General features: G+C 45.0%; 23 protein-coding genes, 1 tRNA gene and 1 riboswitch. Of the genes, 13 read left to right on the plus strand and 11 right to left on the minus strand.

Annotated elements, in window-relative coordinates:
- The first annotated feature begins 31 nt into the window (after positions 1-31).
- On the plus strand, positions 32-2,149 hold the full coding sequence (locus tag G5B06_RS00630; RefSeq protein ID WP_173761796.1) for a glycoside hydrolase family 36 protein: 2,118 nt from the start codon (positions 32-34) through the stop codon (positions 2,147-2,149).
- Between the two features lie 136 nt (positions 2,150-2,285).
- On the opposite strand, the gene G5B06_RS00635 is transcribed toward G5B06_RS00630, so the two are convergent.
- Positions 2,286-3,479, minus strand: coding sequence for an MFS transporter (locus tag G5B06_RS00635; RefSeq protein WP_173761797.1), 1,194 nt, complete (start codon positions 3,477-3,479; stop codon positions 2,286-2,288).
- A 183-nt stretch (positions 3,480-3,662) separates the two neighbouring features.
- Here G5B06_RS00635 and G5B06_RS00640 point away from each other — a divergent pair, with 183 nt between their 5' ends.
- Positions 3,663-4,508 (plus strand): helix-turn-helix transcriptional regulator, encoded by an 846-nt coding sequence (locus G5B06_RS00640; RefSeq protein ID WP_173761798.1) that lies wholly within the window; start codon positions 3,663-3,665, stop codon positions 4,506-4,508.
- Positions 4,509-4,522: 14 nt separating this feature from the next.
- On the opposite strand, the gene G5B06_RS00645 is transcribed toward G5B06_RS00640, so the two are convergent.
- On the minus strand, positions 4,523-5,395 hold the full coding sequence (locus G5B06_RS00645) for an AraC family transcriptional regulator (RefSeq protein ID WP_173761799.1): 873 nt from the start codon (positions 5,393-5,395) through the stop codon (positions 4,523-4,525).
- Positions 5,396-5,627: 232 nt separating this feature from the next.
- Between G5B06_RS00645 and G5B06_RS00650 the strand changes: the two genes are divergently transcribed.
- Positions 5,628-6,251, plus strand: coding sequence for a sugar O-acetyltransferase (locus G5B06_RS00650; protein ID WP_173761800.1), 624 nt, complete (start codon positions 5,628-5,630; stop codon positions 6,249-6,251).
- On the plus strand, positions 6,241-7,602 hold the full coding sequence (locus G5B06_RS00655; RefSeq protein WP_173761801.1) for an MATE family efflux transporter: 1,362 nt from the start codon (positions 6,241-6,243) through the stop codon (positions 7,600-7,602). The genes G5B06_RS00650 and G5B06_RS00655 overlap by 11 nt, the downstream gene beginning before the upstream one ends.
- On the opposite strand, the gene G5B06_RS00660 is transcribed toward G5B06_RS00655, so the two are convergent.
- Both G5B06_RS00660 and G5B06_RS00665 read right to left on the minus strand, forming a co-directional pair.
- On the minus strand, positions 7,595-8,881 hold the full coding sequence (locus tag G5B06_RS00660; protein ID WP_173761802.1) for a Na+/H+ antiporter NhaC family protein: 1,287 nt from the start codon (positions 8,879-8,881) through the stop codon (positions 7,595-7,597). The two genes, G5B06_RS00655 and G5B06_RS00660, sit on opposite strands and share 8 nt — an antisense overlap.
- Before the next feature lie 71 nt (positions 8,882-8,952).
- Positions 8,953-9,759, minus strand: coding sequence for a Cof-type HAD-IIB family hydrolase (locus tag G5B06_RS00665; RefSeq protein WP_173761803.1), 807 nt, complete (start codon positions 9,757-9,759; stop codon positions 8,953-8,955).
- 282 nt (positions 9,760-10,041) lie between these two features.
- Here G5B06_RS00665 and G5B06_RS00670 point away from each other — a divergent pair, with 282 nt between their 5' ends.
- On the plus strand, positions 10,042-10,575 hold the full coding sequence (locus G5B06_RS00670) for a YgjV family protein (RefSeq protein ID WP_173761804.1): 534 nt from the start codon (positions 10,042-10,044) through the stop codon (positions 10,573-10,575).
- Between the two features lie 156 nt (positions 10,576-10,731).
- Here G5B06_RS00670 and G5B06_RS00675 read toward each other — a convergent pair whose 3' ends face one another.
- The 4 genes from G5B06_RS00675 to G5B06_RS00690 all read right to left on the minus strand — a co-directional run bounded on the left by G5B06_RS00675 (position 10,732) and on the right by G5B06_RS00690 (position 14,387).
- Positions 10,732-12,090 carry a M20 family metallopeptidase gene (locus G5B06_RS00675; RefSeq protein WP_148444988.1) on the minus strand — a complete coding sequence of 453 codons (1,359 nt, stop codon included), beginning with the start codon at positions 12,088-12,090 and terminating at the stop codon, positions 10,732-10,734.
- Between the two features lie 92 nt (positions 12,091-12,182).
- The gene (locus G5B06_RS00680; RefSeq protein WP_148444987.1) at positions 12,183-12,842 is read right to left on the minus strand and encodes an SDR family NAD(P)-dependent oxidoreductase; all 660 of its coding nucleotides are present in this window, start codon (positions 12,840-12,842) and stop codon (positions 12,183-12,185) included.
- On the minus strand, positions 12,839-13,399 hold the full coding sequence (locus G5B06_RS00685; RefSeq protein WP_173761805.1) for an ECF transporter S component: 561 nt from the start codon (positions 13,397-13,399) through the stop codon (positions 12,839-12,841). Before G5B06_RS00685 ends, G5B06_RS00680 begins: the two co-directional genes overlap by 4 nt.
- A 13-nt stretch (positions 13,400-13,412) precedes the next feature.
- On the minus strand, positions 13,413-14,387 hold the full coding sequence (locus tag G5B06_RS00690; protein WP_173761806.1) for a nucleoside hydrolase: 975 nt from the start codon (positions 14,385-14,387) through the stop codon (positions 13,413-13,415).
- Between the two features lie 117 nt (positions 14,388-14,504).
- Positions 14,505-14,549, minus strand: a riboswitch (PreQ1 riboswitch).
- Positions 14,550-14,698: 149 nt separating this feature from the next.
- On the opposite strand from G5B06_RS00690, the gene G5B06_RS00695 reads away from it, so the two are divergent.
- The 8 genes from G5B06_RS00695 (at position 14,699) to G5B06_RS00730 (ending at position 23,438) form a co-directional block, all read left to right on the plus strand.
- Entirely contained in the window at positions 14,699-15,049 is a 351-nt protein-coding gene (locus tag G5B06_RS00695) for a transporter substrate-binding domain-containing protein (protein ID WP_173761807.1), read from the plus strand.
- Between the two features lie 141 nt (positions 15,050-15,190).
- Complete coding sequence (locus G5B06_RS00700; protein WP_173761808.1) at positions 15,191-16,213, plus strand: ABC transporter substrate-binding protein; 1,023 nt, start codon at positions 15,191-15,193, stop codon at positions 16,211-16,213.
- 434 nt (positions 16,214-16,647) lie between these two features.
- The gene (locus tag G5B06_RS00705; protein WP_173771133.1) at positions 16,648-17,886 is read left to right on the plus strand and encodes an ABC transporter substrate-binding protein; all 1,239 of its coding nucleotides are present in this window, start codon (positions 16,648-16,650) and stop codon (positions 17,884-17,886) included.
- Between the two features lie 77 nt (positions 17,887-17,963).
- The gene (locus G5B06_RS00710) at positions 17,964-18,836 is read left to right on the plus strand and encodes a carbohydrate ABC transporter permease (protein WP_173761810.1); all 873 of its coding nucleotides are present in this window, start codon (positions 17,964-17,966) and stop codon (positions 18,834-18,836) included.
- A gap of 12 nt (positions 18,837-18,848) precedes the next feature.
- Positions 18,849-19,688: a carbohydrate ABC transporter permease gene (locus G5B06_RS00715; protein WP_148444982.1), complete on the plus strand. Its 840-nt coding sequence runs from the start codon at positions 18,849-18,851 to the stop codon at positions 19,686-19,688.
- 42 nt (positions 19,689-19,730) lie between these two features.
- Positions 19,731-21,257, plus strand: a complete 1,527-nt coding sequence (locus G5B06_RS00720) for a DUF5605 domain-containing protein (protein WP_173761811.1) — start codon at positions 19,731-19,733, stop codon at positions 21,255-21,257.
- 100 nt (positions 21,258-21,357) lie between these two features.
- Positions 21,358-22,386 (plus strand): LacI family DNA-binding transcriptional regulator, encoded by a 1,029-nt coding sequence (locus G5B06_RS00725; RefSeq protein ID WP_173771135.1) that lies wholly within the window; start codon positions 21,358-21,360, stop codon positions 22,384-22,386.
- Between the two features lie 29 nt (positions 22,387-22,415).
- Positions 22,416-23,438, plus strand: coding sequence for a threonine aldolase family protein (locus G5B06_RS00730; protein WP_148444979.1), 1,023 nt, complete (start codon positions 22,416-22,418; stop codon positions 23,436-23,438).
- A gap of 89 nt (positions 23,439-23,527) precedes the next feature.
- Here the strand turns inward: G5B06_RS00730 and proC are convergent, their stop codons facing one another.
- From proC to G5B06_RS00745, 3 genes are all read right to left on the minus strand, one after another.
- Positions 23,528-24,322, minus strand: a complete 795-nt coding sequence (proC, locus tag G5B06_RS00735) for a pyrroline-5-carboxylate reductase (RefSeq protein ID WP_148444978.1) — start codon at positions 24,320-24,322, stop codon at positions 23,528-23,530.
- Positions 24,323-24,392: 70 nt separating this feature from the next.
- Positions 24,393-24,463 (minus strand) — tRNA-Gly (locus G5B06_RS00740).
- Positions 24,464-24,509: 46 nt separating this feature from the next.
- On the minus strand, positions 24,510-24,962 hold the full coding sequence (locus G5B06_RS00745) for a CYTH domain-containing protein (RefSeq protein WP_148444977.1): 453 nt from the start codon (positions 24,960-24,962) through the stop codon (positions 24,510-24,512).
- Between the last annotated feature and the right edge of the window lie 15 nt (positions 24,963-24,977).

Raw genomic sequence — 24,977 nt, forward strand, 5'->3', positions numbered from 1 at the left:
TCAAGATTACAAAAACGGGAGGATATTTTGTATGAGCTACAAAAACGGGAACATGAAAACAATCGAATTACATGAAAACGGCCTGGATATCCAGTTCCGTATCCGTGAAAACGGCGTGGTAGAGCTGGCAGATCTTTCTTCACAGGAAGTAAAAAAGGCAGCCATGGAGCCGAAGGAAGATATTTATTATCCGGCTGTTGAGATCCACAGAAGCGGCACCGGAAGCCTGAATATGCATGCTTACAAAAACAACATCAATCAGTCCTCTGTAGACTTTGTTTATGAGAAACATGAACTGAAAGAGCAGGACGGTGGAAAAGAACTGGAGATCGTAATGGTTTCTCCGGAAAAGCTGAAAGCCGTATATCATATGCGCCTGTTTGACGGAGTTCCGGCAGTGCAGACCTGGACAGAGATCACCAACGAGGGAAGTGAAGATCAGGGCCTGACTTACGTTTCTTCTTTTATATATCAGGGAATTTCCAGAGGCGGTGACAAACCTTATTACAAAAAAACAGATATCTATGTACCGTTTAACAGCTGGTGCTGTGAGGCACAGTGGCAGAAATATGATGCAGAGACACTGAACTTAAACGGAATGGTCGTAGACGGATTTAATCATCAGGGATATGGACTGAACCGTTATTGTTACAGTGGAAAGGGAACCTGGTCTACCTGCGAGTATCTTCCAATGGGAATTGCCGAAGACAGAGAAACAGGGGAAACTTATATTTTCCAGGTTGAAAGTTCCGGACAGTGGCTGATAGAATATGGTTCCGCCCAGGGTGGGAATCTGTATCTTACTGTAAGCGGTGCCACAGAGCAGGAGCATGGATGGTATAAGAATCTGAAACCGGGAGAATGCTTCACAACTGTTCCGGCAGGGGCAGCCGTTGTAAAAGGAGGTTTGAATCCGGCAGTAGCAGCGCTGACCAGATATCGTAGAAAAGTACGCAGAGCGAATCCGGACGATGAGAAACTGAACGTGGTATTTAATGATTACATGAACTGCCTGATGGGAGATCCCACAACAGAGCGGGAGCTTTCCATCATTGACAAGGCGGCAGAGCTGGGATGCGAATATTACTGTCTGGATGCAGGATGGTATGACGACGGATTCTGGTGGGACCGTGTCGGTGAATGGAAGGAAGCATCCGGAAGATTCCCTGGAGGCCTGAAAGAAGTCTGCGATTACGCACACAGCAAAGGCCTGAAAATGGGACTCTGGCTGGAAATCGAAGTTATGGGAGTTGCCTGTGAGCTTGCAAATAAACTTCCGGATGACTGGTTTGTCTGCCGCCATGGAAAACGCCACATTGACAACAAACGTTACATGCTGGATTTCCGCAATCCGGAAGTACGGAAATACTGCCGTGATGTAGTGGACAGGCTGATCCGTGATTATGGCGTAGAGTACTTCAAGGTGGACTATAACGTAACGATGGGATACGGAAGTGAATTGAACAGCGACAGCTGTGCAGATGCCATCCGTGAGCATTATGAATGCCTCCATCAGTGGTATGAGGAGATCTTCCGTGATTATCCGGATCTTGTTGTGGAGAACTGCGGTTCCGGCGGACAGCGTATGGACTATGGTATGCTGAAAGTCTTAAGCCTGCAGTCCACCAGTGACCAGACCGATTATCTCTACAATGCCAATATTGCAGCCAATGTGGCAAGTGCGGTTGCCCCTGAGCAGGGTGGCATGTGGGTATATCCGTATGAGGATGAAGAAGAGCATGTGATCTACAATGTGGTAAACGGTATGCTTCTCCGCCCGTACATCAGTGGTATGGTATGGAAGCTTGGTGAAAATTCCATGAACCGGATGCGAGAGGGAATTGCCCTGTATAAAGAGATCCGTGAGGAAGTCCGTGACGGTGTGCCGTTCTTTCCGCTTGGTTTTGGAACTCTGAAATCCGAAGTGCTTGCTTACGGAGTAAAAGCAGAGAAGAATACCTATCTTTCCGTATGGACACCGGGAACAACAGAAGCAGTGATCCCGCTGGAAGATGCAGAAAAGATCAGCAAAGTATCCGTGATCTATCCAAAGGAAGAGATGTGCGAATATAAAGTTGAAAATGGAAATCTTGTAGTGAAGATGCCGCAGGAAAAAGCAGCGAGACTGTTTAAAATTGAGATGAAATAGGGATACAGGAAAGTCCGGTTTATGGGACTGGAAGAATACAAAAGTAAAAGCAGATCAGTAACAAAAGAGTACTGAGAGAATAAAATACAGCCAGGAATACAGGATACAAAATCCGGAGATATTCCTGGCTGCGTTTTTATCGGATATCCGCACCCGGTTTCATGATCTGAAGCAGGATCACCGCGCAGATGATCGCTCCGATACCAGGGATTGCACCGCCGATTCCCACAAAACGAAGACCGGCATATTTCACGATCACACCACCCATGGCAGAACCGGCCGCAATACCAAAGTTAAAGAAAACCGAGATCAGAGAAGAAGCCAGGTTTACACAGGCCGGATGTTCTCTGGTAGCAATTTTCAGGAAATGCATCTGCAGCGGTGAGTTCAGAAGATACATCACAACACCCAGGATAAAAAGTACCAGTCCTCCGCTTACCAGATTGTGGGTGGCAATGGGAAGAAGCAGCAGGCATACAGTCTGTATCACATAGATCAGAGGCAGCAGGCGGATGCCGGTCTTGTTTGCCACCTGACCGGAACTTACGTTGCTGGTGATAGCCGCAATACCGAAGATCAGAAGCGCAAGGCTTAACATGGAATCCGGAATATGAAGCTCCTGCTGGAAGATCGGTGTCAGATATGTATAAAAACAGTAAGTGGAAGCACCGGCCAGAAAAACAATGGCACAGCCGATGGAGATTCTTTTATCCAGAAAAAGCTTAAACTGTTCCAGAATACTCCCTGCTTTCAGACGGTTCTGCCGGGGCAGTTTCATAAACAGAAGTGCCAGCAGAGCCAGAGTTGCCACGAAGATCGTGATAAAAGCCGCGCGCCATCCAAAAACATGAGTGATGGTGGAAGCGATAGGCACACCGATGACCGAAGCGATACTGAAGCCTGAAAAGACACCTGCAATCACACCCGGGATATGCTCCGGGATGGAAGCAACATCTTCCGCATACGTCATGGAGATGGAAACCACAGTACCGGAAACCACAGCTGTAAGGATACGGAACACCAGAAATACCATGTAATTGGTAGCAATGGCACAGATCAGGTTGCAGAGTGCAAACAGTGAAATTCCCAGCATGGTAATACGGAAACGGTTATATTTTCCCACATAGGCAGCCAGAAACGGAGTGCCCAGGCCATAGGCGAAAGCAAACAGAGATACAATGCTTCCGGCCTGTGTCAGTGAAATCCCGAATCCGTCCGCAATTTCCGGCAGGATACCGATCACCGTATATTCACTGGTACCCAGAAAAAAGCTGAGCATGATCAGGCCTACAACAGCCGGATTAAAAAATCGAGCTTTGGATGATGACATGATAATAAGTCCTCCCTCAAAAAGAAATAAAGATCAAGTTTCTGCATCAGAGAGATCGTTTTTCAACAGAAAATCTACCTCAATGCGGTAAAAAGAATATCACAATTTCCACCGTGTTTCTTGTTTACAGCTGTCAGATTTTTGTAGTATATTGATATCAGAAAACGGGGAGGAGTAGAAAAAATGGCAATACCGGTATTTGGAAAAGAACAATATCCACTGCGCAAAGAGTCCGGACTTTCCTATACGATCTCGGATATTTACAAGCATGTGCCGCTACATACCCATAATCATTATGAACTTTTTATTATTTCAGAGGGTACGGCCTATCATTTGATCAATGATTCCGTGCAGACGGTGAAAAAAGGAGACCTGTTTTTTATACGCCCCAATGATATGCACAGCTACAGCTTTTTTCACTCAGAGAATTTCTGTGTCCGGAATCTGGGCTTTTCCACCCAGGTGCTCCGGAATGTTTCCCTGTTTCTGGAGCAGGAAGAAAAGATGGATAAACTGATAAACAGTGAGATGCCGGCCTTCGTACATCTGGAAGGGGAAAATTTCCGCAGGGTTCTGGAAGCGATGGATATGGCCGGAAATCTGGTAAACGGCAGCCACCCCCGGCATGCAAGATATCATGCACAGTGTATCATTGCACTTCTTCTGGAGGATTATTTCTTCACTTATGATGAAAAGGATCCCTGGAATCAGATGCCTTCCTGGCTGTCAGAGCTTCTCTTAAATATGTCAAAGATTGAAAATCTTCAGGAAGGCTACAAAAAAATGTGCGAGCTGGCTCCCTGTTCTCCAAGCCATCTCTGCAGACTTCTGAAACAGATCAGCGGGAAAACTCCTACTCAGTATATCAACCAGGAACGTCTGAAATACGCGGTCTATCTCCTAGCGCAGACAGACAGGGAGATCCTGGACATCTGTGAGTGCTGTGGATTTTCTAATGTGAGCCATTTTTATCATCTGTTCCGGGAACAGTTCGGCGTGTCACCGGCAAAATTCCGGAAGACAGTGTGATCTGACGGCAGCAGTTACCTGGCTTTTCGAAATTCACCGGGGCTCATGCCGGCCCATTTCCGAAAAGATTCCGCATAATAACTGGCACTGCCAAAGCCGGTGGAAAGAGCGATTTCCGTTATGGTCATATCGGTTTCCCGGAGAAGCAGGGCGCTTTTGTTCAGGCGGTACTGATTCAGATAGAGATTGGGGCTTTGGCTGAAATATCTGGAAAAGAGTTTGCAGCATTTGCTGATACCTACGGAACCGGCAGCCGCAATTTCCTTAAGGGAAATTCTGGAAGCATAGTTCTGCTGGATAAAACCGGTCATGTTCCGGATGGTGGTAAGATCTGTATTGGTATGGTCTTCGGTCCGGGAGGCAGAGGGCAGATGTTCAAGAAGCAGAGCCCAGATCAGGGAAAAAGAGGACAGGATCCGTAAAGGAGCAGTTTTACTCTTACGGTGCACATAGATGTCGGCCATTTGTTTCAGAATCTGTGCCTGCCAGGAAATCCCGGGATCAAAGATAAAAAAGGGAACTTCGTTGTTCCGGATCAGAGGAAGGACGAAGTTTTTTTCATAGGCAGGTAATGTGCACAGAAGCATGGGGTGGATGAGGATGCAAAAAAATTCACATTCCCTGTGACTTTCAGAAAATCCGTAATGCATCTGCCTGGAATTTACAAAAATCCCCTGTCCCTGTTCCAGAGTGAGGATTTTTCCGTTGACATTATATTGCATCTGGCCGGACTGGATCATCAGAAATTCAATGTCATCATGCCAGTGGCTGATAGCGGAATAATTGGGATAGTGGGAAAGCATTTCATGGATGGTGTAGGCCGGGCAGTCAGGATAATCGTAGACCATTTTTTCAGAAAGGTCATCCTTTAAGTCTATATAGATCATATTCATACCTCGCAGGATTGTTATAAAGTTAGATAGAAAACCGATAGAATAACTTAAAAATATACAATATAATTATAAAACGAAAAGATGCTTCGGTCAATGTCCGCGTAAACTGTGAGGCAGATATAGTGGAGCATGCCGCCGTCCTCTCCGGAATCACTCACAGTGCGTCAGGAGACACCGGGCATTTTTTTGAAGAAAACAAAGTGTATTTATAAGAGAGGGATTTACAATGGACAATATTTACAGAAGAGATCACGAAATGGCATACATCTCCGATGATGCAGTAGTGGCGCAGCAGAAAGAAACAAAAAAGGCCGTCCGGGAGTACAATGAGGCCATGCCTTTTGACCCGGAAAAAGGGATGGAATGTCTGGAACGTACAGGACTGAAACATAAGAAAAACGTATATTTTGAGCCACCGTTCCACTGTGAGTACGGAAGCCATATCGAAGTCGGGGAGAATTTTTATGCCAACACCCACTGTGTGATGCTGGATGTGGGAAAGATCACCATCGGGGATAACGTACTGTTTGGTCCCAATGTAGGTATTTACACAGCCGGACATCCTATCCATCCGGAAAGCCGTAATTCCGCTTTTGAGTACGGGATTCCTGTCACCATCGGGGATAATGTGTGGATCGGCGGAAGCTGCTGTGTTCTTCCTGGTGTAAAAATTGGAAACAACGTTGTGATCGGTGCGGGAAGCGTAGTGACAAAGGACATTCCGGACAATGTATGTGCAGCTGGAAATCCCTGCCGCGTGATCCGCGAGATCGCGGATGCAGACAAGCCATATTACTTTAAAGATTGGAAATTTGATGAGGAGGCATGGGCAAAAATAAATGAAAAATAAAAAAGACCCGGCATTCACCAGAAAGCTCATAAGCCTGGTGATGCCTATCGCTTTTCAGCAGTTTATGCTGGCGCTGGTCAGTGCATCCGATGCCCTGATGCTGGGAGTGATCTCACAGGATTCTCTTTCCGCAGTATCTCTGGCGGGGCAGATAACATTTATCCACAACCTTCTTCTGGAAGCAATGACCATCGGCCTTTCTCTTATCGCAGCCCAGTACTGGGGAAAGGGAGATATTCCGGCAGTGGAGCGGATCTTTGCCTTTGTGATGAAAGTTACCACTGTGATCTCTCTGGTCTTTACCCTGTCTGCGCTGCTGATCCCGGGAATGCTGATGAGGATTTTTACCAATGATCCGGTACTGATCCGGGGCGGTTCCCTGTATCTTCGTGTGATCGCGGTATCCTATCTGCTTACCGGAATCTCACAGATGTATCTCTGTATTCTGAAAAACAGCGGCAGAGCGGCAAAAAGCAGCATGATCAGTGCCACCAGTGTGGTAGTAAATATTTTTATCAATGCAGTGCTGATCTATGGATTGTTCGGAATGCCAAGAATGGAGATCGCCGGAGCCGCACTGGCAACAGTAACGGCCCGTATCATTGAAGTTACATGGTGCGTTCTGGAAACTGTGGGAAAAGATCAGGTAAAACTCCGGGCAAAATATCTCCGCAGAGACGATCCCGTTCTCAGGAGAGATTTCTGGAAATATACAACACCGGTGATCTGCAATGAGATCGTCTGGGGAACCGGATTTTCCATGTATTCCGTAATTATGGGACATCTGGGAAGTGATGCGGTAGCCGCCAATTCCATTGCCAGCATTGTCAAAAACCTGGCCGGATGTTTCTGTATGGGACTTGGAAACGGTGGCGGAATCATGGTAGGAAACGAACTGGGAGCCGGAAAGCTGGAGAAAGCCAAAGAATACGGCAGAAGGCTCTGTCATCTGTCTGTTTCCAGCGGAATCGTATCCGGACTGGTGCTTCTGGCATTCAGCCCGCTGATCCTTTGTGCGGCCAACTTAAGCGTTACAGCGGAAGGATATCTTAAGGGAATGCTGCTGATCTGTGCTTACTATATGATCGGACGTTCCGTAAACGGAGTAACCATCAGCGGGATTTTCTGTGCAGGCGGAGACAGTAAGTTCGGATTGTACTGCGACTGTATTTCCATGTGGTGTATTATGGTTCCACTGGGCCTTATCGCCGCATTTGTGCTGAAGCTTCCGGTGCTTGCGGTTTACTTTATCATCAGTCTGGATGAATTTGTGAAGATCCCGGCTGTGTATCTGAATTATAAGAAGTATCGTTGGGTGAAGGATCTGACGGTAAAAACAGACCCTACCTGAACAGATGCACAGCCAGTCCCCACAGCGGCAGCAGATACAGATAAAAGGCAACTGCGATACTGATGTTTGGCGCACCGATGGCAGCCAGCGGAACGGCTCCTGCAATGGACCAGGGGATCATGGGCGCTATGACTACTACCGTATTTTCCAGGTCCAGGGCAAAAGAAGATCTTTCCGGATTGTTTTCCCCGCACAGCTGGCTGGTGAGCATGATGGCAAGGGTCTGGTTGCAGGAGATGGCGGAAGTGACAATGGAAGTCAGTAAGGTTGTGCCATAAGGGGTGATCCTGGAGCCCAGTTTTTCCATCAGGGCTTCAATTCCGTTCAGAAATCCGGTTCCCTCAAACATGCCGGAATAGCAGGAAGAAATTCCAACGATCAGGTAAACACGCAGCATGGAAAGAAAACCGCCGCCGCTCATCAGCTTCGCAATTTCCCCATCAGAAGGAGAAAATCCCGAAAAACATAAAGCAGGAAGTTCCGAAACCGGAAAGTGCTGTACCAAAACCGCAATGACCATTCCCACCAGTCCGCTGATGGCAATGGTCTTTTTTACATCCACATGAAGAAGGGAAAGTACCAGCACGATTACAACAGGAAGAAGCATCAACGGCGAGAACGCATAATAATCCCGCAGCAAATTTCTGGTAGTATCCGCAGCAGATCCTGTATGGACGGAAAAACCAAGAATTCCATACAGAACACAGCTCAGTATAAAGGGAACCGGAGCACTGCGTGTCATATTCCGGATATTGGAAAAAAGATCTGTTTTCGTCAGCTCGCTGACAAGAAGTGCACTGGTGGAAACAGGAGAACACCGGTCCCCGAAAAAAATCCCGGCCAGGATTGCGCCGCCGGTAAGAAAGGCTGGAATCCCCATACTGTTGGCCATAGTCATACAGATCACGCCGATGGTGGCGGCACTTCCAAAGGAGGTTCCCGTAAGGAAGGAGATCAGACAGCACAGAAGAAAAGACGCCAGCAGCATCACGGAAGGAGTACAGATGGCAGAAGCATAATATACGATATAGGCAATGGAACCACAGGCACGCCAGATCGCGGTCAGCATACTGATCAGCAACAAAGTCAGCAGAACATTTTTTACCGTGAAAATTCCGTTCCGGGAAAAACGAAGCATCTCTTTTACACTTTTTCCATGGATCAGTCCATAGAAAAAGAACAGAATGTACCCGAATACCAGGGCGAAAACAACAGAAGCACCGGTGACTACACATGCGATCAGACTGGCTGCAAACAGCGCCAGAAATAAAAGTTCCATAGATATTTTTTCCTCCGTAATACTGAAAATTGTTTTCGTATTATACCAGTATGGAAATAGGAAAACAATTGTTACATTATCAGTTCACGAAGTGCATGAGCGATACCGTCCGAATTATTGGATAGTGTAACCTTATCAGCGACAGCCTTTACCGCATCTTCCGCATTTCCCATGGCAACACCACAGCCGGCGGCCTGGAGCATAGGAATGTCATTTTCGGAATCACCGAATGTTGCCGTGTCAGCCGGATCAATACAAAGGCGGCTGCACACATCAAGAAGAGCTTTTCCCTTATTGATGGAAACCGGAATGATCTCCAGATAAAAAGGTGCCGTGCGGACAACACAGAGATCATCAGGAAGATGGCTGCGGATCATATCCTGAATGTTCAGGATTTCATCCGGGTCAACAGACAGGAGAAGCTTTACCGGGGAAAAATCCAGAAAATCTGCAAGGTTATCGACTTCTGTGCAGTCCATCTGATTGTTCCAGCATTCGTATTCCACCTTATATCCATGAGCATCTTCCACATAGAAGCGTTCGCCGTCGTCCAGGATTACAGTGACAGGAAGCGCTTCCAGAAAACGGAGAAGTTCCCGGGCTTTATTAAGGTCCATATGGGTTTGTGAAAGAAGTTGGCCATCTGTGGCATCTACAACTTTTCCACCGTTGTAGGCCATGAGGATGCCGTGGTGGTCACAAAGGCGCAGCTCACTGGCAGCAGAATAAAGTCCGGGCACAGGTCTGGCAGAAGCCAGCATTACCCGGACTCCCTGTTTCTGAAAGTTCAGAAGTGTGCTCCGGGTATCTTCTGTGATCTTTTTTTCATCGTTGGTAAGTGTACCGTCAATATCAAGTGCGATTAATTTTAATGTCATATAAGAATTCTCATCTCCATGTTAGATTGTGAGCAAGTAGCGAATGCGGATTGCGAATATCCGCTTGACCCAAATCAAATAAGTCCCCAGCAGGGGTGATTTATATGAGATATTATAACACAGGTGCTTTCTTTTTCCATAAGATTTGTTATTATCAGAAAGAAAAGTCAGATATGAAAGGGGTTTGTCAGAGTAAACGGAAATAGAAATATGGCTGAGATTATGATATGATCTGGAAGGAAAATATATTTCACAGAAACAGATAATAATTTTGGAGGAATAATGTCAATTCGTTTTTTATTAATACAGGGGATAGGATTTTGGGGAACCATCTTATTTTTTTTATCTTATCAGTTCAGGAGTAATAAATCACTGTTTCGGGTTCAGTTTTTTTCCTATCTGTGTTATACGGTACATCTGTTACTGTTAGGGGCAGTTACCGGTGGGATAAGCTATATACTGAATACCGTGCGTTCATTCTGCCTGGGAAGCAAAAATGATATTCTGAAAGGAAGACGGATGTGCTGCCTGCTTTGTATATTGCAGGTGACAACGCTGATCTTTACCTGGACCGGATGGTGGTCGCTGCTTCCGGTTGTGGCTAATATTGCGGCAACGATAGGTGGATACACATACAATGCACGGAAAATCCGCCTGGTTGGAATGCTGATCAATTCACCATTGTGGATCATATATGATATTGTTGTTGGTTCCTGGGCGGGAATATTAGACGAAATTGTCAGTGAATCGTCTATGGTGATATCCATTCTCCGTTATGGATGGAAAAATATGGATTCATCAGAGAGTGAAACATAATAAGACAACAGAAAACGGAAAATCATACACAAAAATTAAATGAATTTTTTGTATAAAACATATATAATTGAATTATTTTCCCTGAAAATAAAACAGGTTCCGGCAGAAGTAATCCTCCACTTCTGTCGGAACCTGTTTGACGTTTCAGTGTGTTTTTCAGATCGCAAGCAGATTTCTGATTGCTTCCATATAGATCAGGACTGCTTCTTCCATACCGGAAACCAGGATAAATTCGTCGGCTCCGTGGATGCGGTAGTCGATTCCCTCTTTTTCAGGTCCGAAGGCAATGATATTTTTGAGGGATTTTGCATAAGTACCGCCGCCGATGACTACAGGTTCGTGTTCTGTATCGCCAGTTACATCGGTGTAGGCTTTGTACAGGGCATTTACAAGCGGAGATTCTTTCGGGAAGAACAGCGGAGCGCCGATCTCAACGATTTCAATGCGGCCGTTTTTGTCTTCCAGTTTACCTTCGCACATTCTGCGTACATCTTCTTCTTTCAGTGTTACAGGAACACGGATATCAATGGTACAGGAAATTACACCGTTTTCGGTTTTTACAACTCCGTTGCAGAAAGTCAGCTCGCCGTACTCGTCTGCAAATTTCAGTCCGATACCGGAACCATCGCAGGCGGTGCCGAGATGGGAATTATAGAATTCTACAAAATCATCTTCAAATCCGGCTTTTGCAAGGCACTCAAAGGTTACGCCTGCGGCATTGACACCAAGGGCCGGTGTGCTGGCATGGGCAGGAACGCCTTTTGCGTAGATGGTCAGTTCTCCGTTTTCTTCGGTTACTTTGTATTCCTGGAGCTTGCTCTGGGATAAGGCGGATTCCAGTTTCTCTTTCAGGCCGGTATCTGCAGGGATTACGGTTGTGCAGGTGTCGCACATTGCGTTTGCTACAAATCCACCATTTACAGAAATGATCCGGGTATTTTTGGAATAGGCCATCATAAATGCACGGCCTTTTTCACCGTGGATACATGGGAAGCTGGCATCCGGGGTAAAACCGCAGGAGAGTTCTTCTGCTACCTGGTTATAATGTTCCATACATTTGGAACCGGTCTCCTCGTTGCAGCCCATGATCAGACGTACTCTTTTGTTTAGCTTTACGCCGTGGTCACGGAGAAGTTTCATGGCGTAGAGTGCTTCCAAGACGGGCCCCTTGTCATCGGTGGTTCCACGTCCGTATACATGGTCGCCCTCACGGGTAAGTTTAAAAGGATCGTAAGTCCAGTCACCACCGACTGGCACAATATCCAGATGTCCGGCGATTCCAACGATTTCATCGCCCTCACCCATTTCTGCATAGCCGCAGTAGTTATCCAGGTTTACGGTTTTGAAGCCAAGTTCTTCGGCAATCTTAAGACCCTCTTCCAGAGCTTTTGCAGGGCCTTCACCGAAAGGTTTTCCTTCGGCAGGTGTGCCAAGCTGGGAGTCGATGGCAACCAGTCTGCCAAGGTTTGTGAGCATTTCTTCTGATAATGAATGGATTTCCTCTTTGATGTCCATAGTGATTTCCTCCTGTTTACGGCGTTTTTTGAAACGCTGAATATTATGAGGTCTATTATAACACAAATCAGAAAAGACAGCAGAAGAGATTTTTATGTTTCATCCGGCCAGATAAAGTTGCAGTTTCCGGCTTCCAGGCCGTCGATGAGAATATTCTGACCGGTGCAGAAGCGGTTTTTTACAGAGATAAAATAAATCCATTCCGCAGCTTCTTCCACAGTCATCCACCGCTTCATAGGAGTCAGATCCATGATCTGATCCCAGAGTTTTTTGTCCTCCATGACCGGACGGTTCAGCTCGGTCATGACGCCGCCGAAATCCAGACTGTTGCAGGTGGCCTGGTAAGGCGCAATCCGCATTGCCACATTTTTGGCATAGGCCAGAACGCCACCCTTGCTGGCTGCATATTCCGGGAATTCGGAGCCGGTATGTCCGCTTGCTGAGCCGATCATCACAATAGAGTAAATATCAGGGTGGATTCCGTAATGTTCGGTAATGGAAATGGTTCCTTTTAAGTTTACGTCAATGTCATTTCCGTCCTGCGTTCCAGCATTGTTGATCAGGATATCCACAGGAGGGAGTTCCGGGTAGGAATCCTTATTCCGGATATCCAGGCAGAAATGGGTATATCCAGGCAGCGCGATCGTAGCAGCATTTTTATCAAATCCATAGACTTCATGGCCTTTTTTCAGAAAAAACTTCGCGCATCCTTTTCCAATTCCGGAGCTGGTACCTGTAATAAGAACTTTCATCGGATAAAACTCTCTTTCATATTTTTGCGTAAGGCACCGATCATAACAGCAGCCAGTGCAAGACAGAGAACACGGTCAATGTAATCGGTGACAAACTGGACCACAAAACAGCTTCCGACCATTCCAAGAGGTGTTTTGGAAAGAAGCTGTACAAGAATGGAGGAACCAGAAGAGGTGATTCCGCCAAATAAAAACGCGGTGATGCAGGAGCTGATCAGGGTTGATGGAAGGGTGATTGCAACAGCTGCCGGAAAAATCTGCCATTTTTTTGGCTGGAATTTCCGGTATACAAGACCGGTCACAAAACCGAGAACAATTCCCACCGGAGCATAATACAGAGAATAAATATCCACAGTCATTCCCATCAATAATCCGCTGATGAGATTAGGAAGCATGCCATAAAACGGTCCAAGAATGGAAGCAATAAATACAGTACCGATACTGTCGAGATAAATGGGGAGTTTCAGAAAAAGCGCGATCTGTCCGCCTACGAAATTAATGCAGATGGCGAAAGCAATCAGGCAGATTTTCTGTACGTTTATTTTTTCTGTTTTCATATTCAGTCACTCCTTATATTAAATCCTGCAAAATATCTAGTTTTTCCGGTTCCAGGCCAAGAATCCTGGAGAGGAACAGCTGGAAGAATGCGTATACGTCTACTTCGGTCAGTACTTTTGTATTTGGAGTTTTCCGATAAAAATTCATGGAATCCACAACGGACTGTCCGAGAGTAATGCCTCCGGTTTCAATCTGTACATAGGAATCAAAACCCTGGCAGATATCCGGATTCAGGAAGTATGCCACTGCCAGTGGATCATTGATCACACAGCCAATGATATGCTCCCATTCCCAGTGGAAGTCAAAATAAAATTTCGTGATCTTTCGGATAAATTCACCGGTTTCCTTATCCAGGCGGCAGATGTATTCCAGAATAGTAGGAGTGAGAACGATCTTTCTTGTCACATCAAGACCGATCATGTGTATCATTTTTCCATTCTTGTAAAGGGTGTCATAGACCAGTGCGGCAGCATCCGGATCGCACCAGTAGTTGTACTCTGCAACAGGAGAGCAGTTTCCGTGGCTTTTGAAGGAACCGCCCATAGATACCAGTTCCTCGATCTGGTCAAAAGCTTCCGGGTCTTTCTGAATCAGTTTGGCAAGATTGGTCATCGGTCCGAGTGCGATTACGGAGACTTTTTCTTTTTTCAGCACATCGGCCAGAAAATCTACGGCACCGATTTCTTGCTGATATCCAAGCACCCTGGGCAGAAAGCTTTCGCCAAGACCATCTGCACCGTGAGTGTCCAGAGCGTTTACATAGTCACGTTTCAGAGGCTTGTTTTCGCCGATATAAACCGGTATATCCAGCCGGTTCATATGCGCTAGGATTTTTTTTGCGTTTTCGAATCCCATTTTCACCGGGGAATTTCCGCAGACAATGGTGATTCCAAGCACTTCGACTTCCGGTGATTTTAGAGCCAGCATAATCGCAAGGCTGTCATCGATTCCCGGGTCACAGTCAATGATAATTTTTCGTTTGTTCATTTTGTTCCTTTCCAACTTATGTCAAAGCAAAAAAAATGCTTTTGTTTATCACCTCCAATAAACAAAAGCATCAGCAAAAAGGCTGCTTATTACGTGCAGCCGGAAATTCTTTTTTTACTTTGCCTAGTTTTTTATACTGGGAGGTTTTCGAACCAGTTTCGTTGCATATTTTAACATATGATTCATGACGTGACAATATTTTTGAGAAAAAAAGCACAGCAGGATTTCTTAACGGAAATTATGTTGACGCAGGATAACCCGGCATTGCATCATGGAAATCAACCGATCTTTCTACGCTTGAGAATGCCAGAGTGGGAATCAATAAAGGCAGTGTGCAGGTAGATCTTTTTCAGGAGTGGTGTGAGAAAAACAATGTGAAATGCCAGGTCGAGCTTTATGAGAGCAGTGAGCAGAGATATGCAGACATGAACAGCGGTAAGCTGGATGCCATTGTTTCCACAACGGTTGCGGAGAAAGAAATTTCCAAATATCTCTGGAATTCCATTGTGAAGATCGGATATTCCCCATACTATTTTGCAGTCAGCAAAAAAAGTCCGGAATTATATGATGAGATGGAAACTGCTCTTTTGCAGGGAGAAGTTGATACGATTTTTCCTGTTTACGGCAGTTACTGGATCGCGGAAGATTATGCAAATCCGTAAATGAATGTGAGACAGTTCCTTCCAAGATCCAGTCCAAACAGGGCAGAAGAGACTGAGAAAACGGATAATACCTTTGAATTTGAACCTTTTAGGACCTTTATGCATATCCTAACAGCAGAAGTTTCTTAAAGGAGTATCTGCATGAAAAATAAAAAATGGATTTCACTGACGGCAGCAGTGGTTTTGGCGGTGACCGCGCTGCCGATGACGGCTTTTGCTGCTAAGAAGGACGGGGCAGAGGAGAAGATTACGAAGGTTACATTAAATGAGGTAGCGCATTCGATTTTCTATGCGCCGCAGTATGTGGCGATTGAAGAGGGATATTTTGCAGAGGAAGGTCTGGACTTGACACTGGTAACTGGTTTTGGCGCAGATAAAGTTCTGACAGCTCTGATTTCCGGTGAGGCAGATATCGGTTTCATGGGAGCGGAAGCATCGATCTATGCATACCAGGAAGGCGCCACCGACCCGGCAGTAAACTTTGCCCAGCTTACCCAGCGGGCCGGAAACTTCCTTGTGGCTAGGGAGGAGATGCCTGATTTCAAATGGGAAGATCTGGAAGGAAAGAAAGTTCTCGGTGGACGAAAAGGTGGCATGCCGGAAATGGTATTTGAATATATTCTGAAGAAAAATGGCATCGACCCACAGAAAGATCTGACCATCGACCAGAGTATCGATTTTGGTTCTACGGCAGCGGCTTTCACAGGGGATGATTCTGCGGCATATACGGTAGAGTTTGAACCATCTGCCACAATCCTGGAAAAAGAAGGGGCAGGTTATGTGGTAGCGTCTCTTGGGGAAGCATCCGGATATGTGCCTTACACATCCTACAGCGCAAAAGAAAGTTATATGAAAGAGAATCCGGAGATCATCCAGAAATTTACCAATGCACTTCAGAAAGGAATGGACTACGTTCAGAGCCACACGCCGGAGGAAATTGCGGAGGTGATCGCACCACAGTTTAAGGGAACCGATCTCGACACGATTACTACTATTGTAGAACGTTATTATGATCAGGATACATGGAAAGAAAATCTGATTTTTGAAAAAGACAGCTTTGAGCTTCTACAGGATATTCTGGAAGATGCAGGAGAGCTGAACACACGTGCAGAGTATGAAAAACTGGTGCAGACAGAGTATGCACAGAGAGCGTGTGAAAGTTAAATTATAAAAGTTTAAAAAGAGTTTAAATATTGCTAGAAAAGCCTGCGGTTTTTGCAAAAATCGCAGGCTTTTGTATACATAAAATAGAGCGTGAGAAAAAATCTATGTCAGAGAATGTTATAAAATGTCTAAAAATGTTAGGGAAAAAGATCAAAAAAGAGTACTTCACGGATGGATAAAAAACATCTACTAAACACAATGGATGCGTAATTATTGCTAAAAATTCAAAAAAAGTTTATATAAACTAAATATATAACAACAAGTTTATAGTGAAAAATAAACAAAAAATACTATGTAAAATTATCATAAATGTAGAAATAGTAAAAAACAGTTGAAAACAACTAAACAATGTGCTATCTTTTGTTTAACGAAAAACGAGACATACCAAACAAACAACTAAACAAATTTATAAAAAGTTTAAAGGAGGACATGACATGAATTTTAAAAAAGTAATGGCAGCAGTACTTGCAGGAACAATGGTATTCGGAATGGCTTCTTCTGTAAGCGCAGCAACAGAAGTTTCTTTCTGGACACTGAACACAAGACAGAACGCAGTTGAGCCGATCGTAGAGGCATTCAACGAAGCAAACCCGGATATTAAAGTAACAGCATCTTTCTATGACACAGACGGAATCAAGGATGCCTGCAAAGTTGCAGCTTCTTCCGATACACTTCCAAGTATGTGGTTTAACTGGGGCGGTAGCCTTGGAAGCTTCTATGTAGACAACGACAAAACATATGATCTTACACAGTATGCAAAGGACAACGGATGGAACGATGAGTTTACAGAAGCTGCTTTAGACCTCTGTACATTCGATAACAAGCTTTCCGGATATCCGACAAGCTACAATGCACTTGGTGTTTACTACAGCAAACAGATCTTTGATGATTGCGGAATCGAAGTTCCGACTACATTCGATGAATTCGAGGCAGCTCTTAAGACTCTGAAAGATAACGGATATACACCAATGGATACTGCAGGTCTTAACGGATGGCATGTAATGAGATGGCTTGAGCTTCTTGTTGAGCATTATGCAGGCGCTGAGCTCCATGACAAGCTGAATACATTCGAAGAGAGCTGGGACTGTGAAGCAGTTGTACAGGCATTCACAAAATATAAAGAGTGGGTTGATGCAGGATACTTCCCAGATGGCTTCCTTACCCTTGACCCGAACGATACAATCATGGCAATGGGCACAGGAGAATGTGCAATGGATCTTCAGGGACAGTGGTATGACGGAACTATGATCCAGAATGACCTTGATCCGAACGACTATGGCGTATTTGCATTCCCATCCGGTGACAGCAACCGTATGTCTGCTTTCGCAGAGATGACACAGTTCAACAAGAACCTTTCCGATGAGGAACTGGATGCATGCGTGAAGTTCATGGATTACTACTACAGCGATGACAGCGTTGACCAGTACGGTGAGTACTACAACTTACCACTTCCAAAACAGGGCAAAAAAGCTCCGGCAGATCAGGTTAACGTAGATGGTATGCTTGAGACATCCAATACAAACGGAACATTTACAATCACTGACCAGGCATTCCCGACAGAGGTTGCAGACGTTCTCTTCAATGCACAGGATGCAGTTGCTAACGATGAGATGACACCAGAGGAAGCAGCATCTAATATCCAGAAAGCAATCGAGGAATATCAGGCTAAATAATCAAGTATAAAAGCATAACGGAGCGGCCAGGGCGCAGACTTTGGCCGTTTTTTCAGTAAAAGTGGAGGTAATCCGGAATGAAGAAAAAAAGCAAAGTTGATTTCGGCGCATATGCGTTTCTGATACCGGCAGCAGTGATCTATCTTTCCGTTATTGTAATACCGGTATTTTACTCACTGTTTATCAGTCTGTTTAAATGGAACGGTGTTGCGGAAAAGGAATTTGTAGGTCTGGCAAACTATATCAATCTGTTTACAAACGATGCAACATTTATGATCGCATTGAAGAATAACCTGATCTGGATCGTACTTACAATTGTACTTCTGATGACGGTTTCCCTTGGTTTTGCGGTAATTCTTAATAAACAGTTCCGCGGACGTACCGTATTCCGCGCATTCTTTTATTTCCCATGTGTCATCGCACCTATCGCGGTAGCGATCATCTGGAGATGGATCTATAATCCGAATATCGGATTTATCAATCAGTTTTTCAAAGCACTTGGAATCAATTTCAAACAGACATGGATTTCTGATCCGAAGGTCAGCCTGTATGCAATTTTTGCGGCAGCACTGTGGCAGGGAATCGGCCAGCCGATGATTCTTTTCCTGGCAGGTCTTCAGGCAGTATCCCCGGACGTTCTCGAGGCAGCTACCATTGATGGTGCAGGCCCGGTTCGTAAATTTTTCAGTGTTACGGTACCTCTTATGAAAGAGACATTCGTTATGGTTCTTGCAACACTGATTGTAGCTGCTATGAAGGTTTACGATATTGTACAGGGTCTTACCGGCGGTGGTCCGAACAACTCCACACAGGTTCTGGCAACTTATATGTATTCTCAGACATTCCAGTATAATAATGTAGGTATGGGAACCGCAGTTGCATGTGTCATGGTAGTTATGATGCTTGTGGTAATCATTCCATATATTTCCTTTACAGCAAAAGAAAAGTAGGAGGTGCAGACAATGGACGGAAAAAGTAAAAAAATTACAAAAAAAGTACTGCTGTATGTGCTTCTGATCATTCTGGCGCTGATCTGGATTGTACCGATTTTTACACTTGTTGCAACAGCACTGAAACATAAAAAAGATTTCATGAGCGGTCTAAGTCTGTTCCAGCTTCCTGCAGAGATTGCATGGGACAACTTTACAAATGCCATCACAAAAGGAAATCTTTTCAACTATATGAAAAATGACCTGATCATTTCCTGCCTGAAAGTACCGCTTGGTATCTTCGTAGGAGCGATGGCATCCTTCGCGCTGACACGACTGAACATCAAACATCGTGTGGGGATTTTTGTATTCTTTCTTATTGGTATGATGCTTCCAATGCAGACAGCACTGGTACCGATCAACATTATCTACAGCAAACTGAATCTTCTGAATACATATTTCGGATTATTCTATGTTTATATCGGATTTGGTATTTCCTACTGTATCCTGATCATGCGAGGTTTCATGCTAGGAATTCCGAAAGATATTGATGAAGCTGCATGTATTGACGGATGTAACAAATGGCAGCTCTTTTACAAGATTATCCTTCCGATCGCAAAACCGGCGATTGCAACACTGTTTATCACAGACTTCCTTTCCACTTGGAATGAGTACCTTCTGGCCAGTGTTATCATCAACGATAACACAATGAAGACAGTACCGGTTGGTATCATGACATTCGTTGGTGAGCACGGAACCGATTATGGTTATCTGTGTGCAGGTGTACTTGTTTCCGTTATCCCGGTTATGATTGTATACCTGATCTTCCAGAGATATTTTGTAGAAGGTATGGCCGGAGCAGTTAAATCCTGATACGGGCAGACGGCTTGATTACAGAAAGAAAGAGGGCGAATTATGAGTACTTGTAAATATACAGAATCTGTGGAAAAGTGGGGAACTTTTGAAGCAGAGATGCCAGGTAAACACGAGGGCAATCCGTTTACGGATTATGCAATTCAGGGAACCTTTAAAGGCAAAGAAGAGACAAAAACAATAGACGGTTTTTATGATGGAGACGGAATCTATCGCGTACGTTTCATGCCATCTTTTGAAGGCGATTATACATTTGAAATCAAAGGAAGCTTTTCTGATGAGGTGTATACAGGTGCATTCCATGTAACACCGGCAACAGAGGGAAACCACGGCCCGGTTCGTGTATCCTACACTTACCATATGGCATATGAAGATGGAAAACCATACTATTCTATCGGAACAACCTGCTATGTATGGGAACTTCAGAGCGAGGAACTTCAGAAACAGACACTGGAGACACTGGCAGATAGTGCATTCAACAAGATCCGTTTCTGTGTATTCCCGAAACACTATGATTATAACCTGAACGAGCCGATCAGCTATCCATATGAAGGAACTCCGATGGACAGTTCTGTACTGACATCTGAGAATTTCCAGGAATATGTTGGCTGTGCAGAAGGCAATAACTTCGATTACAAGAGATTCAACGTAAAACATTTCCAGCACATTGATGACTGTGTGAAAAAACTGATGGATCTTGGAATCCAGGCAGATATCATTGTAATGCATCCATATGACCGCTGGGGATTCAGCGAGATGAGTGCGGAGTGCGATGATCTTTACTGGAAATATCTCATTGCCAGAGTCAGTGCATACAGAAACGTATGGTGGTCCCTTGCCAATGAGTACGATCTTTTCCCGAAAAAGACAACAGAGGACTGGGAGCGTTACGCATCTATCATCCAGGAAAAAGATGTTTACAATCACCTTCGCTCCATCCACAACTGCAAGAGCTTTTATGATTATACAAGACCGTGGATCACTCACTGCAGCATCCAGAGACAGGATCTTTACAAATCTTCTGAGATGGTAAATGAGTGGCGTATCCGCTATAAGAAACCGGTAGTTCTGGATGAGATTGCTTACGAGGGAAATATCCAGCACGGATGGGGAAATATCAGCGGAAAAGAAATGACAAGACGTTTCTGGGAAGCATTCTGTCGAGGAGCTTATCCGGGACACGGCGAGACTTATATGAATGATGAGGGAATTCTCTGGTGGTCCCATGGAGGCAAGCTTCATGGAGAGAGCCCTGAGAGATTTAAGTTCCTTCAGAAGATCATGGAGGAGACTCCTGCACCAGGTCTTCGTCCTCTTGAAAATCAGTGGGATGAGGTTGGGGCATCTGTAGACAACAGTCTTCAGGATATTAAGTACTATATTTTCTATTACAGCTTTATGCGTCCGTCATTCCGTGAGTATCATATTGATGATGAAACAGAGTTTGAGGTAGAAGTAATCGATACATGGAACATGACCATCGAGAAAAAAGGAACCTTTAAAGGCAAGTTCCGGATCGACCTGCCGGGAAGAGAGTATATGGCTGTGCGTGTGCGCGAGGTTAAGTGATTTATGGGGAGCTGCCGGAGAGGCGGCTCCCTGCTTTATGTTGACAGGAAAACCAAAAGTGTTTAGAATCAAGGAGAAGTTTAAATCAAGAGGGATCAGAATGAAGATAAAGGCAGCAGATATAGCAAGAAATCTTAATCTTTCCAAGGCAACGGTATCCCTGGTTTTAAACAATAAACCAGGAGTCAGTGAGAAAACCCGACGAAGGATTTTTGATTATATTGAAGAGGTTACAGGAGAAGCAGAACGACAAAAAGAAGAAAAAAACAAGCAGGAATTAGAGAATAAAAATATCATCAAGGTACTTTTTATTGATAATGCTCTCAGATTCGTCAAGAATTTTGAATTGGATGTATGCCCGGATAGTCTGACGATATTTGAACAGGAAGCCAGAAGAATGGGCTGTATCATCAGTGTGACCTATGCTTCTTCCACAAAAAAAGAAGATGTGGAGCGCGTAGTGCGTGAGGCCAATGAGGAAAATGTGGCAGGTGTGATCCTGTATGCAACGGAGATGCAGCCGGATCAGTTTCCACCGTTTCGGGCGATCCGAAAGCCAATGGTGATTTATGATAATGATCTTGGAAATGAATATCATTGCGTTACCTTCGGTGGGGTGGAAGGAATCAGTGATTGTGTGGATTATCTGGTTTCCAGAGGCTGCCGGAATATCAAATATCTGGCCAATACCCAGAATATCTTTAATTTTCAGCAACGTCGTGCAGGATTCCGTGCAGGACTTCGGAAGAATGGCCTGCCGCTGGAGAAAGAGTCTATTTACTCGCTGGGAGAAACTACCAGTGAGGTATGTGAGGCAACACTGAAATATCTGGATACTCATGCACTGCCGGATGCCTTTATCATGGAAAATTATCAGATATCCATTGGAGTGATGCGTGCGTTACGGCAGAAGAAGATTTCGGTTCCGGAAGACATTTCTCTTCTGGGTGTGGATGAGATCCCGGATTATCTTACCGGAGATATCCTTCTTACCACACTTCGGATGGAGCATCTGGAACGTGCGCATGTAGCCATGCTTTTCCTGGAACAGGAGATGAAGGGAGCGATTTCCTGTAAATTCAAATCGTTTTCTACCTGTAAGATCATTCCGGGACAGACGGTCAAATAAAATGGAAATACAGATGAGGAGAAAATAAAATGTTATTTTTTGTAAACGATTATTGCGAGGGAGCTCATCCGGCGATCCTCCAGAAGCTTCTGGAAACCAATATGGAGAAGCTTTCAGGCTATGGCACGGACAAATACTGTGATTCTGCCAAGGAGAAGATCCGTAAAGCCTGTGGCTGCCCGGATGCAGAGGTGTTTTTCCTGGTGGGAGGAACCCAGACCAATGCCACGATCATAGGTTCTGTCCTGAACCGTTATGAAGGTGTTCTTGCGGCACAGACCGGACATGTAAGCTGTCATGAGGCAGGAGCTATTGAATATACAGGACATAAGGTACTGACACTTCCGGCAGAAAACGGGAAGATCAAAGCAGAAAGCATCACAGACTATGTGGAAACCTTTTACGGGGATGAAAGCCACGATCATATGGTATTTCCGGGAATGGTTTATATTTCCCATCCCACAGAGTACGGAACTCTTTATACGAAGAAAGAACTGGAAGAAATTTCAGAAGTATGCCATAAATACAATCTTCCGCTGTTTCTGGACGGAGCAAGACTTGGCTATGGCCTGGCAAGCCCGGAAACCGATGTGACACTGGAAGATATCGCCGGATACACCGATGTATTTTATATCGGCGGAACCAAGGTAGGAGCACTCTGCGGTGAGGCAGTTGTCTTTACGAAAAAAGCTCCGAAACATTTTATGACCATGGTGAAACAGCAGGGAGCCCTTCTGGCAAAAGGCCGTCTTCTGGGAATTCAGTTTGATACGCTGTTTACCGATGATCTGTATACAAAGATCAGCAAAAATGCCATTGAAACGGCTATGAAACTGAAAAAAGCCCTTCAGGAAAAAGGCTATCAGTTATATCTGGATTCTCCTACAAACCAGCAGTTTGTAGTTCTGGAAAATAAAAAGAAAGAAGAACTGGGCAAAAAAGTTCAGTTTGATTTCTGGGAGAAATATGATGAAGATCATACTGTGATCCGTTTTGCCACAAGTTGGGGAACGAAGATGGAAGATATTGATGCGTTGATTGAGCTGTTGTAACTCCTTCAGACATGAGATGAAAAACTCCGTGAAGCCTGCATGAGAGCAGACTGACACGGAGTTTTTGCTATCTGTAACTGTGTCAGATATTATAATTTTTTGCCTTTTTCCGCAGCAGCAGTAAGCGCCTCAAACACAGCACTGCGGAAACCATTCTTCTCCAGGGTACGAACTCCTTCGATAGTAGTTCCTGCCGGTGAGCAGACCATATCTTTCAGGTCACCTGGATGACGTCCGGTTTCCAGAACCATCTTCGCACTGCCAAGTACGGTCTGGGAAGCGAATTTGTAAGCCTGTTTACGGGGCATTCCCTGGCTTACAGCGGCATCTGCCATAGCTTCGATAAACATAAACACATAAGCCGGTGCACAGCCGCCTACAGCGCCTGCGGCATCCATCAGACGTTCCGGGATTACTTCGGTACAGCCGAAGCTGTCTGTGATCTTAAGGATTTCAGCCAGTTCGTCCTGAGAAACTCTTTCGTTGGCACATACGGCAGTCATGCCTTCGCCAACCTGTGCAGGAGTGTTAGGCATAAAACGGACAACTTTCAGAGGCAGACCAGCTTTTTCTTCCAGCCATGCAAGGGTCTTGCCAGGGGCGATGCCGATGATGGTGTGATCTTTGGTGAGGCTGTCGTGGACTTCACTCAGAACTTCCTCATAAAACTGAGGCTTTACGGCAAGAACGACAGTTTTTGCGGATCTGACTACTTCGTTGTTATCCAGAGTGGTCACAACGCCGAGATTTTTTTCACTGCGGGCTTTTCCCTCTGGGGTAAGGTTGGAAACGATGATCTCCTCTTTGGAAAAAATTCCCTGGCGGAGAATGCCGCCGATCATGGCAGAACCCATATTTCCGCATCCGATAAATCCAATCTTCATAATAAAATCCTCCTTAAAATCATTTATAAAAAAAGACACGCCTGACTCGCGTGCCCTCTTTGGCAATGAAAGCAGATAACGGGAATCGAACCCGCCTCCTCAGCTTGGGAAGCTGATGTTCTACCAATGAACTATATCTGCCTGCATCACTAATTATAGCACTGGAAATAAGAAATACAAGTGTGATTTACCAGCCCTGGCTCATGGTGCTGTTATGATATTTTGTAGAATAGGTTACATCTTCTCCGAACCAGTCCGGTGCAGTGTAGGCGTTGGCTGCGTCCTCTGTGGGAAATTCTACTTCAGCCAGAAGAACGCCCTCATATTTTCCGTGGAACACATCCAGTTCAATAAAAAGCCCGTCTTTTTCCGGGATTACATAACGGTCTTTTGTGATGAGGATTCCGTCTGCCTTGGGCTTCAGGTGTTCATAGGCCTCTGCTGTGAGTGGAAGATTGTACTCCTCGCGTGCCATCAGTCCTTTGGATTTATAAGTGAGAAAATAGTCATCGTCCTGTCTGCGGATGCGGACTACCGGCGAGGTACAGAGATAACCCTGCTCGATTCGATGACAGGGATAAGAAGCCAGGTTTTCCGGCAGATTTTCTTTTTCAATAAGAAATTTACGTTCAATTTCCATAACCGATTCCTCCTG

Source organism: Blautia luti, assembly GCF_013304735.1.
Classification (GTDB): domain Bacteria; phylum Bacillota; class Clostridia; order Lachnospirales; family Lachnospiraceae; genus Blautia_A.